The organism is Myroides sp. JBRI-B21084 (assembly GCF_030545015.1).
In the GTDB taxonomy this organism is placed as follows: domain Bacteria; phylum Bacteroidota; class Bacteroidia; order Flavobacteriales; family Flavobacteriaceae; genus Flavobacterium.
In genome coordinates this window covers 1,277,280-1,289,434 of sequence record NZ_CP120653.1, presented here as the reverse complement: position 1 = coordinate 1,289,434, position 12,155 = coordinate 1,277,280, and the positions used below count along the sequence as shown (strand labels likewise).

The following is a 12,155-nucleotide window of genomic DNA, read 5'->3' as shown; positions in this document are numbered from 1 at the left end:
GTAAATTGTATAATGTAGCACTTTAGGCACAACATTTTTATAAAATAAATTATACAAAAATAAAATTCACAAAAAAAAACATGAATTATTTTAAAGAATTAAAAGTTTGGCAAAAGGCAATGGAGGAGGTAACACAGATATATCAAATTACCAATTCTTTTCCTAGAGAAGAACAATTTGGAATTACTTCTCAAATAAGAAGATGTGCTATTTCTATTCCTTCTAATATTGCTGAAGGATGTGGAAGAAAATCAACAAAAGATTTTAATAACTTTTTAGGTATCGCGTTAGGATCTTGTTTTGAAATAGAAACTCAACTTTTGATTTCAAAAAACATTGGTTTTATAAATGAACAACAATTCATTTCCTTTGAATCAGAAATTCAACATATTCAAAATATGATTATTAAACTACAAAATTCTTTAGATAATTAATATCAATAATACATTATACAACATACATTATACAAATTCCACACAAAATGACAAAAACAGCATATATAGTAAAAGCATACCGAACAGCCGTTGGAAAAGCTCCAAAAGGATTGTTTCGTTTTAAAAGACCCGATGAGTTGGCAGCCGAAACCATTGAATTTATGATGAACGAACTGCCACAATTAGATAAAACCCGTATAGACGATGTTATGGTGGGTAACGCCATGCCCGAAGCCGAACAAGGTTTAAACATGGCGCGATTAATTTCGTTAATGGGCTTAAAAGTTACCGATGTTCCTGGTGTAACTGTTAACCGCTACTGTGCTTCTGGTTTAGAAACTATAGGAATGGCTACTGCCAAAATACAATCGGGCATGGCACATTGTATTATTGCTGGTGGCGCCGAAAGTATGAGTTTTATACCAATGGGCGGCTATCGCGCTACACCCGATTATAAAGTTACCGCTGCCGGACACGAAGATTATTACTGGGGAATGGGGTTAACTGCCGAAGCCGTTGCGAAACAATTTAAGGTTTCACGCGAAGATCAAGACGAATTTTCGTTTCAATCGCATATGAAAGCATTAAAAGCACAAGCCGAAGGCAAGTTTGATACGCAAATTGTTCCAATTACAGTAGAAGATACTTTTATTAACGAAAAAGGTAAAAAAGAAACCAAAACATATACGGTTACAAAAGACGAAGGTCCGCGTGCAGGTACAAATGTAGAAGCATTAGCTAAATTAAAACCAGTTTTCGCAGCCGATGGTTCTGTAACAGCAGGAAATTCTTCGCAAATGAGTGATGGTGCAGCCTTTGTTTTAGTAATGAGCGAAGAAATGGTAAAAGAACTTAATCTTGAACCAATTGCACGCTTAGTAACTTTTGCATCGGCAGGTGTTGAACCGCGTATTATGGGTATTGGCCCTGTAAAAGCAATTCCTAAAGCACTAAAACAAGCTGGTTTACAACAAAACGATATTGAATTAATTGAACTTAACGAAGCTTTTGCAGCGCAATCACTAGCTGTAATTCGCGAATTAGACCTAAATCCTGATATTATAAACGTAAACGGTGGCGCCATAGCATTAGGCCATCCGCTTGGCTGTACTGGTGCTAAATTATCGGTTCAATTATTTGATGAAATGAAACGCCGCGGTAACAAATACGGTATGGTAACCATGTGTGTGGGTACAGGACAAGGAACAGCAGGAATTTATGAATTGTTGTAAAGATTTTTTAGATATTTCTTTAGGTTCATCTTTTGAATTACTTACACAATTACATATCGCAAAACATAGAAATTATATCAATCAAGAACAATTTAATCAACTTGAAAATAAAATAGAAGCATTTCAGCGCCTGACTATGGCTTTTCAAAATAATTTGAAATAAACTATTGTCTATCATCTATACTCTATTTTCTTTTCATAAAAAAACGTAAACAATGGAAAACATAACACGTGGCGGTCAATTTTTAGTAAAAGAGACCTTAGCAGAAAACATTTTTACACCCGAAGATTTTTCGGAAGAACAAAAAATGATGCGCGATTCTGTTAAAGAATTTGTCGATCGAAAAATATGGGCTAACAAAGAACGCTTCGAGAAGAAAGATTACGCGTTTACAGAAGAATGTATGAAAGAAGCTGGTGAACTTGGCTTTTTAGGTGTAGCTGTTCCCGAAGCTTACGGTGGTTTAGGTATGGGGTTTGTATCAACAATGCTTACTTGCGATTACATATCAGGAGCAACTGGTTCTTTTTCAACCGCTTTTGGCGCACACACAGGTATTGGCACTATGCCCATTACGTTGTATGGAACCGAAGAACAAAAATTAAAGTATGTTCCTAAACTTGCTTCAGGCGAATGGTTTGGATCGTATTGTTTAACCGAACCAGGTGCAGGTTCTGATGCTAATTCGGGTAAAACAAAAGCCGAATTAAGTGCCGACGGTAAATCGTACAAAATAAACGGACAAAAAATGTGGATTTCAAACGCAGGTTTTTGTCATTTAATGATTGTTTTTGCAAGAATAGAAAACGATAAAAACATTACTGGCTTTATTGTAGAATATGATGCTGCCAATGCAAACGGAATTACATTAGGCGAAGAAGAACATAAATTAGGTATACGCGCAAGTTCAACTCGTCAGGTGTTTTTTAACGATACCATTGTGCCCGTTGAAAACATGTTAGGAGGGCGTGGCGAAGGCTTTAAAATTGCAATGAATGCATTAAATGTAGGCCGTATAAAATTAGCCGCTGCTTGTTTAGATTCACAACGTCGTTTACTTACAAAAGCTGTTAATTATGCAAACGAGCGTATGCAATTTAACACTCCAATTGCAAACTTTGGAGCAATACGTTCTAAAATTGCCGATTTAGCAACTAATGCTTACATAGGTGAATCGGCTTCTTACCGTGCGGCTGGCGATATCGAAAACCGAATTAATGCACGTTTAGCTGATGGAAACTCACATCAAGAAGCCGAATTAAAAGGTGTAGAGGAATTTGCTATTGAATGTTCTATTTTAAAAGTAGCCGTTTCTGAAGATGTGCAACATTGTACTGATGAAGGAATTCAGATTTTTGGCGGAATGGGCTTTTCTGAAGATACACCAATGGAAAGTGCTTGGAGAGATGCACGTATTTCAAGAATTTACGAAGGTACAAACGAAATTAATCGCATGTTAACAGTGGGAATGCTTATTAAAAAAGCAATGAAAGGACATGTAGATTTATTAGGACCAGCAATGAAAGTGGGCGAAGAATTAATGGGAATTCCTGATTTTTCTACTCCTGATTATTCTGAATTATTTGCCGAAGAAAAAGAATTGTTGGTTAAACTTAAAAAAGCATTTTTAATGGTTGCTGGATCTGCCGTACAAAAATACGGAACCGAATTAGATCAACATCAACAATTATTAATGGCTGCTGCCGATATGTTAATTGAAATTTATATGGCAGAATCGGGAATTTTACGTACCGAAAAATTAGTGAAAAATATTGGCGAAGCAAACGCAACAGAACAAATTGCAATGGCAAAATTGTATTTGTACCAAGCGGTTGATATTATTTATACAAAAGGAAAAGAAGGCATTGTATCGTTTGCACAAGAAGACGAACAACGTATGATGTTAATGGGTTTACGTAGATTTACAAAATACAACAATCAACCAAACGTAATTGCTTTAAAAGAAATTATAGCTAGTAAAGTTGTTAACGAAAATAAATATTGCTTTTAGTTAGTTAAATCAATGTAAAAGCGCCTTCTAAATCAATTAAAGGCGCTTTTATTTAATTATTTTTTAGTTCCTAACAAATAATTTTCATAACATTCGTTTACTGCATTAAATATTTGAAAATCGTTGGCCGTGTAAATAAATCGTTCTGAATAATTACAACGTTGTAAAATTTTAACAATATCTTCTTTTGAAATATTTAATAATGTTGCAACCATTTCTCTATCAAATTTTTTCTTCATCATTTCAATCAACTCCACTTCTTTACGTATTTTATTGATTTTTTTAGTCTCTTCAGAATTTCTTTTAATTGCATTGTAAATACCGTTTAGTGGGTTAAATCCACGATTATAATTAGCAGTAAAACCAGTTGCGCCTAAATCTTTATCGTACGGATAATCGGCTAAAGCAATTAATTTTGTATCTATTGATAAAATCCCTGTAAGTTTTAAGGAATTAATTACTACTTCGTCTAATTCGGTAGACAAATCTTTTAAATACACTTTTTTAGTACCGTCTAAAAACCAATCGTTTGTAACTTTTATTTTTAACGACCGAAACCCTTCTAACGAAATATGTAGCGTATCATTAACTTTAGCTAAAATGGAAAAAACGCCATTTGCATTGGTTTTGGTAACTTTTAAAGAATTTAAGTTTACAACATTAGCATGAGCTGTGGGCATATAGCCTTGTTCACTTAAAACGGTACCTTGTATATTTTTTTCTTGGGCAGAAATTGAAACTGAAAAAAGAAACAAAAAGAAAACTGCAAAATATCTCATAAAATTTTTAGTAAGAACCAAAAATAAAAGATATTTTGCAGTTTTAGATATTTATTTTGTAAATATTAACAACTTAAATTAGTTTGTTCTGCGTGGACGATCGCCACGTACTGATCTTCTTTCGTTGCGTACTGGTCTATCATCTTCACGTCTGCGACCAAATTTACGTTCTAAACTACGTTCTGATTTATCTGAAGAACGTTCTTTTGTTGAAGATCTGCGTTCACCACGATCAAAACCACGATCTCCTCTACGGTTATTGTGATCTCTACGAGATGATGATCTACCGCTACCGCCACCACTTGTTGAAATTTCAACATTAACCTGACGACCTTCGTGGTGCATATTGTTTAAAACTTCCATAATACGTTCGCTGTGCGAAGCATCTGTATTAAAGAAAGAGAAACCTTCTTTTACATCCACTTTAAATAAATCATCACGACCTAAATCTAAAGTATCACGTAAAAAGTCTTTTAAACTCATCCAATCAAAATTATCACGTGCTCCTAAGTTTAAGAAGTAACGAACAGAACCGTCTGAATTTACAGTAGCTTCCCCTTTTTCACGAGATTTTGGAGAATCTATTGTATTTTGTTTTTTGTAATATTCAATAAAACGATTGAATTCTACAGAAAACATTTTTTTGATTAATTCTTCTTTCGTTAAATCACCTAATAATTCTTCAATTTTTGGAAGATATTTGTCAATTTCTGCGTCAACCTCAACTCCTTTAACTTTATTAGCTAAGTGAATTAACTGTACTTCACAAATTTCCATTCCGGTAGGAATAGGTTTTTGAACGAATTTAGTTTTAATGATTCGTTCAATCATCTGAATTTTCTTGAATTCTGATTTTGTTACAATAACGATGGAAGTACCTGTTTTACCTGCACGTCCTGTACGACCAGAACGGTGGTTGTACGTTTCAATTTCGTCTGGTAATTGGTAGTTGATAACGTGGGTAATATCATCAACATCAATACCACGAGCAGCAACATCAGTAGCAACTAACATTTGAATTTGGCGTCCGCGGAATGCTTTCATTACACCATCGCGTTGTGCTTGCGATAAATCGCCGTGTAAAGCAGCTGCATTGTATCCATCCTCAATTAACTTTTCGGCAACAGCTTGCGTGTCGCGCTTGGTTCTACAAAATACAACCGAGAAAATATCTGGGTTCATATCTGCTAAACGCTTTAAAACGGGGTAACGATCGCGAGCGCCTACTAAATAATATTCGTGTGATACGTTAACTGAACCTTGGTTTTTATGACCAACCGTAATTTCTTGCGGACGTTTCATAAATTCTTTGGCAATTCTTGCAACTTCTTGTGGCATGGTTGCAGAAAATAACCATGTATTCTTTTCGTCTGGGGTATCAGATAAAATAGAAGTAATATCTTCATAGAATCCCATGTTTAACATTTCATCGGCCTCATCTAAGATACACGTTTCAATGTTTTTAATGTTTACAAGATTTCTGTTAATCATATCTTGCATACGCCCTGGTGTTGCCACAATAATTTGTGCACCGCGTTTTACTTCTTTTGCCTGCTCTGTTATGCTGGCACCACCATAAACTGCAACAGTATGTAAGCCCTTTACATATTTAGAATATTGCTTAATTTCATTGGTGATTTGTAAACACAATTCTCTGGTAGGCGATAGGATTAATGCCTGTGTGCTTCTGTTCTCTGGATCAATTTTTTGAATAAGAGGAAACCCGAAAGCAGCTGTTTTCCCAGTACCCGTTTGCGCCAATGCAACGATATCTGTATCTTGTTGCAGCAATAAGGGAATAGCTTTTTCCTGAACCTCTGAAGGGTTTTCAAAACCTAAGTCCTGAATTGCTTTTAAAAGCAATTCGTTTAATCCTAATTCTTGGAATTTATTCATATAATTTTTAAAATAGCTGCAAAGATAGTGTATTTTTTGCGGATATTTGTATTAATGATAGGTTAAATTATTTATTTTTGAATTTTGTTTCTTTTTAAGAAGAATTAAATTTTATGGTATTAAGATATATTTTATTGTTCGCTTTACTTTTTTCAAAATCAATTGTCGCCCAAACTTCAAATGAAAATTTTAACAGCCAAATACAAAAAATGAAGGAATCAATGTTGAGTGAAGACTATGTTGAGTTTTCAAATTTTGTTCATCCTAAAGTAAAAGAAATGGCTGGTGGTAAAAAACAATTAATAGAAATAACAAAAAATACCTTTTTGAAGATGAAACAAGAAGGGTTTTATCTTTTAGATATTAATTATTCTGACCCTACTGAGTTTATATATTTTAATAATGAAGTTCAGATAACTATTGTTGAAGAATTATTATTACAAACTCCAAAAGCTAAAATTCTTGGCAAATATATGTTGATAGGTATTTCAAATGATAATGGAAATAATTGGACATTTATAAATACATCGAGAAAATCATCTGACGATATAAAGAAATTTTTTCCAAACTTAAGTCCAAAAATTCAATTTAAACCAAGCTCAAAGGAGATTGTAAAATAATTCTACTTATATCTAACCAAAAACTCAACTAATTTTTCTACAGCTCTACCACGGTGGCTTAGTTTATTTTTTTCATCAATAGTCATTTCTGCAAAAGTTTTACCCAAGTTTTCAGCTTCAAAAATAGGATCGTAACCAAAACCGTTCGTTCCTATTTTTTCGTTTGTAATTTTGCCTATAACTATTCCCTTAAACAAATGTTGTTCGTTATTTATGTTTAAAGCAATAACGGTTTTAAATTGAGCATTACGGTTTACTGAATTTTCTAATTTTTGTAAAACCAAATCCATATTTTTTTCGGCATTTTTATCCTCGCCTGCATATCTGGCCGAATAAACCCCAGGCTCACCATTTAAAGCATCAATTTCTAATCCGGTATCATCGGCAAAACAAGGTAAACCGTATTTTTCAGTGATATAATTTGCTTTAATAATGGCATTTTCTTCTAACGTCTTACCAGTTTCGGCAATATCTTCGGTACAGCCAATTTCTTCTAACGTAACTATTTCAATTGATTTTGGCACTTGATTTTGAATTTCTTGTACCTTGTTTTTATTGTTTGATGCAAATATAATTTTCATAAATTAACTTATATAATTCCAAATATTGTTTTTCTTTGCCAGTATTTCAAAAACTTGTTTTAAAGCCTGATGTTCAGGTTTTTCTAAATTGATATCTTCTTTTAATAATTCAATAGCCTTTATACGGGCTAATTTTAATAGTTCTTGATCTTTAACTAAATCGGCAATTTGTAAATTTAAAACACCACTTTGTTGGGTTCCCATAATATCGCCTGGACCACGAAGTTTTAAATCGATTTCTGAAATTTCAAAACCATCATTTGTTCTACACATAGCGTCCATCCTTACTTTTGTATCGGTGCTTAATTTATTTCCTGTCATTAAAACACAATAGCTTTGTTCGGCACCGCGTCCAACCCTACCCCTTAATTGATGCAATTGACTTAAACCAAAACGTTCGGCACTTTCAATAATCATAACTGATGCATTAGGTACGTTTACCCCTACTTCAATCACAGTAGTTGCAATCATTATATGAGTCTCCCCTTTTACAAAACGTTCCATTTCGGCATCTTTGTCTTTGGCAGGCATTTGTCCATGCACTACACTTACCCTATATTGCGGAAAAGGAAAATCACGTGCAATAGCATCATAACCCTCCATTAAATTTTTGTAGTCTAACTTTTCACTTTCTTGAATAAGTGGGTAAACAATATAAATTTGTCTCCCTTTTGCTATTTCTTCTTTAATAAAATGCCAAACTTGCAAACGTTTACTTTCAAAAAAATGAAGTGTTTTAATAGGTTTTCTTCCAGGCGGTAATTCATCTATAACCGACACGTCTAAATCACCATACAAACTCATAGCTAAAGTTCGTGGTATTGGCGTAGCAGTCATAACCAAAACGTGTGGTGGCAATATGTTTTTATTCCACATTTTAGAACGTTGTTCTACTCCAAAACGGTGTTGTTCATCGATAATTGATAATCCTAAATTTTTAAATTGCACTTTATCTTCTAACAATGCATGTGTACCAATTAAAATATGTAAATTTCCGTTTAGTAAATCTTCATGAATTTGGTTGCGTTCTTTAGTTTTAGTTGATCCTGTTAGTAATGCCACATTCACATTAATTTTATCGGCTAATTCTTTAATTCCAGAAAAGTGTTGATTAGCTAAAATTTCAGTTGGGGCCATTAAACATGCCTGAAAACCGTTGTCTAGCGCAAGCAACATACTCATAAAGCCAACAATGGTTTTACCTGCACCAACATCACCTTGCAGTAAACGATTCATTTGTGCTTCATGCGCCATATCAAGTCTAATTTCTTTTAAAACGCGTTTTTGAGCATTTGTAAGCGGAAATGGTAAATGATTGTGGTAAAAGTTGTTAAAAAAATCACCTACATTTTTAAATGCAAAACCTTTAATTTTTTGTTTGCGAACTAAATTTTTAGAAAGCAATTGTAACTGAATAAAAAATAATTCTTCGAACTTTAATCTAAACTGTGCCCTATTTAACAAATCGGCATTCTTTGGAAAATGAATATTAAAAAACGCTTCGTTTTTAGGCAATAATCGCAATTCGTTAATTATAGCTTCAGGAAAAACTTCTTTGAATAAATGATGCGTTTCTATAAAAACTTGCTGCATCATTTTAGTTATGCTTTTGTTAGAAATATTTTTTTGTGCCATTTTTTCGGTAGATGGATAAACAGGTTGCAAAGCAGTTTGCATGCTTTTTTTATGTTCATCAACCGTTTCCATTTCTGGGTGCGGCATTGAAAACATTCCGTTAAAATGATTTATTTTTCCAAAAATTACGTACGGAACATTAATTTGTAAATTTTCCTTGATCCATTTATGTCCTTGAAACCAAACAAGCTCCATTTCACCAAAACCATCGGTAAAAACAGCTACTAGTCTACTGCCGCGTTTTTGTTCAACGGTTTTAATCTTAATAATTTTTCCAACTATCTGAATTTCTGCAGTTAAACCAGCATTTAACTCATTAATTTTATAGTATTTTGTTCGATCTAAGTACTTGTAAGGATAAAAATTAATTAAATTTTTATAGGTAAAAATTTGTAGTTCTTTTTTTAAAACAGCAGCACGTTGAGGACCAACTCCTTTTAAATACTCAATAGGTGTTTCTAAAATAGGCTGCTGCATAAATTTTTTTTGTAAAGTTAAAAGTTATTACCCAAATTTTAAAATGTAAAATTAGTTTACATTTTCATAAAACTTTATTTTATATTTACATATAATTAACAAAATAACAAATGAAAAAAATTATTACCCTGCTTTTAATTGCATCGATAGGAATGGTATCGTGTAAAGAAGACGATAAACCAACTACCGAAAACCAACCAAAGGTAACTACAGTGAAAACATTTGATAATATTAAAGTTGCTTTTGGCGACGGACTATCACAAAGTGCTGAAGGTACCTTTACATTTCCAACGAATTTAGAAAATGTAAAAACCATAAAAATGTTTATTAAAGATATTTGTCCGAATAAAGAATGTGATGAATGGGATAGATACGCAAACGTATACGCTAAAGACAAAACTACAGGTGTTTGGTACGAAATTGGTAGATTTATTAACCCGTATTGGGTTGGTAACGAAAAATTAGAACGTGGTTATGAAGTGGATGTTACTGATTTTAAATCGATACTTTCGGGTGCTACTGAATTGAAAATTTATACAGAAACTTGGTTAGCAAAAGGTAGAAAATACAGCGTAGAATTCGATTTTACTGAAGGTACACCTGATTATAAATACTCTGCAGTAATTCCTGTTTTTCAATACAACAAATCATCAATAGACGGAGTTCCTTACGGAAAAACATTTGATACCGATAAATTTGATTTAACAAAACAAATTACTATACCTGCTGCTGCAGAAGTTGCTTATTTTAGAACCACCATTTCTGGATGGGGTCATGCAACACCAAATGATAATGGCGGACGCGGTTGTGCAGAATGGTGCTACCGTACACACCATATTAACATTAACGGGTCGCAAACTTTTGCACATGAACTTAATGCATTGGGTTGCGCACAAAACCCAATAAATAACCAAGCACCAGGTAACTGGAAACCCGATCGCGCTGGCTGGTGTCCTGGAATGGTTGTTCCTGCACGCTTTAACAATATTCAAAAAAGTTTATTTGGAAGCGCATTTGACTTTGAATATGTTTTTGAAAATTGGACAAACGATAACGGAAACGGAAATGCGTTTTATGCCATTTCTACATTTGTAGTTGTTAAAAGTAATTCAGCTATAGAAAAACCAACGATTAATTAAATTTTTACTTTTTATAAAAAACGAGCACTTCTTATTTAAAAAGTGCTCGTTTTTTGCGTATTTTAATTTAATTGCAATTAAAAAAATAGCAGTTTATAAAAATTAGCAGTTGTAAAAAAACTTTGTAACTTTATACCAATAAACATTAAAAAAATGAACTACATATTATACGATGGCAGTGTACGTAATGCGTTACTACCTTTTACATTTACACGACCAGTAGCCGATATTAGAGTTGGCATTTTAACAATTCGTGAAAAATGGGAAAAATATTTAGGAACAACTACAACAACAATAACCGAAGAATATTTATCTGAAAAATATCCAATGGTTGAAATGGAAGAAAACATATTGATTAACGCATCATTTTGTCCAAATGATATTTTAGTTGAAATGATTCAATTCCTACAACCAAATCAAGCAATAACATTAAACGAAGAAATTGTTGCTTTTTTTACAAAAGATACACAAGATGAAATTGATTTTGATAAATATGAGCTTTTGGAATTAGAAGCAGATTGTATGCAAATTGAACATACATGGGATATTTTTCAAAAAAATGACCAAGCAATACGTGACGATTTTGAATTGTTAACACAAGAACGTAAATCACAACCAATACCTTCAACTGTAAATGTTTTAGGTGCCGAAAATATTTTTATTGAAGAAGGCGCTGTTTTAAATTTTTGTACTTTAAATGCACAAACTGGCCCAATTTATATTGGTAAAAATGCCGAAATAATGGAAGGTTCGGTTATACGAGGGCCATTTGCATTATGTGAAGATGCGCAAGTTAAATTAGCTACAAAAATTTATGGTGCAACTACCGTTGGCCCACATTGCCGTGTAGGTGGTGAAATTAACAATTCGGTTTTATTTGCATATTCAAACAAAGGGCACGATGGCTTTTTAGGAAATGCGGTATTAGGTGAATGGTGCAATATTGGTGCCGATAGTAACAATTCAAACCTAAAAAACAATTATGAAGTAGTTAAACTTTGGAACTATGATTTAGAACGTTTTGAAAGTACAGGCTTACAATTTTGCGGCTTAATGATGGGCGATCATAGTAAGTGTGGTATTAATACCATGTTTAATACAGGTACTGTAATTGGGGTTTCGGCAAATATTTTTGGTGCTGGTTTTCCTCGCAATTACATTCCTAATTTTACATGGGGCGGTGCACAAGGAACGCAAGCATATCTTCCAAAAAAAGCTTTTGAAACAGCAAAAATTGTGATGAGTAGAAGAAATGTTGAATTTTCTGCGCATGATGAAGATATTCTTACTCATGTTTTTAACGAAACTAAAGAGTGGCAAAAATAAATTTAAAAAACCGTCTAAATTTAA

General features: G+C 33.2%; 11 protein-coding genes. 7 read left to right on the top strand and 4 right to left on the bottom strand.

All coding sequences use genetic code 11. From position 1 onward, the window contains the following. The first annotated feature begins 80 nt into the window (after window positions 1–80). Genes P3875_RS06325 through P3875_RS06310 form a run of 4 tightly spaced genes read left to right on the top strand, consistent with a single transcriptional unit; the run spans window position 81 to window position 3,678 of the window. A complete protein-coding gene (locus P3875_RS06325; RefSeq protein ID WP_303443103.1) occupies window positions 81–434 on the top strand; it encodes a four helix bundle protein in 354 nt (117 codons plus the stop codon). Between the two features lie 47 nt (window positions 435–481). Then, on the top strand, window positions 482–1,666 hold the full coding sequence (locus P3875_RS06320) for an acetyl-CoA C-acyltransferase (RefSeq protein ID WP_303443102.1): 1,185 nt from the start codon (window positions 482–484) through the stop codon (window positions 1,664–1,666). After that, on the top strand, window positions 1,653–1,829 hold the full coding sequence (locus P3875_RS06315) for a four helix bundle protein (protein WP_303443101.1): 177 nt from the start codon (window positions 1,653–1,655) through the stop codon (window positions 1,827–1,829). Before P3875_RS06320 ends, P3875_RS06315 begins: the two co-directional genes overlap by 14 nt. A 52-nt stretch (window positions 1,830–1,881) precedes the next feature. Continuing rightward, window positions 1,882–3,678, top strand: coding sequence for an acyl-CoA dehydrogenase family protein (locus P3875_RS06310; RefSeq protein ID WP_303443100.1), 1,797 nt, complete (start codon window positions 1,882–1,884; stop codon window positions 3,676–3,678). A 56-nt stretch (window positions 3,679–3,734) separates the two neighbouring features. On the opposite strand, the gene P3875_RS06305 is transcribed toward P3875_RS06310, so the two are convergent. Further along, window positions 3,735–4,457 carry a carboxypeptidase-like regulatory domain-containing protein gene (locus P3875_RS06305; protein WP_303443099.1) on the bottom strand — a complete coding sequence of 241 codons (723 nt, stop codon included), beginning with the start codon at window positions 4,455–4,457 and terminating at the stop codon, window positions 3,735–3,737. Between the two features lie 78 nt (window positions 4,458–4,535). Further along, window positions 4,536–6,353 carry a DEAD/DEAH box helicase gene (locus P3875_RS06300; protein WP_303443098.1) on the bottom strand — a complete coding sequence of 606 codons (1,818 nt, stop codon included), beginning with the start codon at window positions 6,351–6,353 and terminating at the stop codon, window positions 4,536–4,538. A 113-nt stretch (window positions 6,354–6,466) separates the two neighbouring features. Between P3875_RS06300 and P3875_RS06295 the strand changes: the two genes are divergently transcribed. Then, a complete protein-coding gene (locus P3875_RS06295) occupies window positions 6,467–6,973 on the top strand; it encodes a hypothetical protein (protein WP_303443097.1) in 507 nt (168 codons plus the stop codon). A gap of 2 nt (window positions 6,974–6,975) precedes the next feature. Here P3875_RS06295 and P3875_RS06290 read toward each other — a convergent pair whose 3' ends face one another. Beyond that, entirely contained in the window at window positions 6,976–7,554 is a 579-nt protein-coding gene (locus P3875_RS06290; protein ID WP_303443096.1) for a non-canonical purine NTP diphosphatase, read from the bottom strand. A gap of 3 nt (window positions 7,555–7,557) precedes the next feature. After that, window positions 7,558–9,666: an ATP-dependent DNA helicase RecG gene (gene recG, locus P3875_RS06285; RefSeq protein WP_303443095.1), complete on the bottom strand. Its 2,109-nt coding sequence runs from the start codon at window positions 9,664–9,666 to the stop codon at window positions 7,558–7,560. A 110-nt stretch (window positions 9,667–9,776) separates the two neighbouring features. Between recG and P3875_RS06280 the strand changes: the two genes are divergently transcribed. Then, on the top strand, window positions 9,777–10,805 hold the full coding sequence (locus tag P3875_RS06280; protein ID WP_303443094.1) for a peptide-N-glycosidase F-related protein: 1,029 nt from the start codon (window positions 9,777–9,779) through the stop codon (window positions 10,803–10,805). Between the two features lie 153 nt (window positions 10,806–10,958). Next, window positions 10,959–12,131, top strand: coding sequence for a GlmU family protein (locus tag P3875_RS06275; RefSeq protein ID WP_303443093.1), 1,173 nt, complete (start codon window positions 10,959–10,961; stop codon window positions 12,129–12,131). The last annotated feature ends 24 nt before the right edge of the window (window positions 12,132–12,155 follow it).

Excerpts from the sequence above, each read along its gene's own strand:
- P3875_RS06280 (WP_303443094.1), top strand. The coding sequence starts at position 9,777 with ATGAAAAAAATTATTACCCTGCTTTTAATTGCATCGATAGGAATGGTA.
- P3875_RS06305 (WP_303443099.1), bottom strand. The coding sequence starts at position 4,457 with ATGAGATATTTTGCAGTTTTCTTTTTGTTTCTTTTTTCAGTTTCAATT.
- P3875_RS06310 (WP_303443100.1), top strand. The coding sequence starts at position 1,882 with ATGGAAAACATAACACGTGGCGGTCAATTTTTAGTAAAAGAGACCTTA.
- P3875_RS06300 (WP_303443098.1), bottom strand. The coding sequence starts at position 6,353 with ATGAATAAATTCCAAGAATTAGGATTAAACGAATTGCTTTTAAAAGCA.
- P3875_RS06315 (WP_303443101.1), top strand. The coding sequence starts at position 1,653 with ATGAATTGTTGTAAAGATTTTTTAGATATTTCTTTAGGTTCATCTTTT.
- recG (WP_303443095.1), bottom strand. The coding sequence starts at position 9,666 with ATGCAGCAGCCTATTTTAGAAACACCTATTGAGTATTTAAAAGGAGTT.
- P3875_RS06295 (WP_303443097.1), top strand. The coding sequence starts at position 6,467 with ATGGTATTAAGATATATTTTATTGTTCGCTTTACTTTTTTCAAAATCA.
- P3875_RS06325 (WP_303443103.1), top strand. The coding sequence starts at position 81 with ATGAATTATTTTAAAGAATTAAAAGTTTGGCAAAAGGCAATGGAGGAG.
- P3875_RS06275 (WP_303443093.1), top strand. The coding sequence starts at position 10,959 with ATGAACTACATATTATACGATGGCAGTGTACGTAATGCGTTACTACCT.
- P3875_RS06290 (WP_303443096.1), bottom strand. The coding sequence starts at position 7,554 with ATGAAAATTATATTTGCATCAAACAATAAAAACAAGGTACAAGAAATT.
- P3875_RS06320 (WP_303443102.1), top strand. The coding sequence starts at position 482 with ATGACAAAAACAGCATATATAGTAAAAGCATACCGAACAGCCGTTGGA.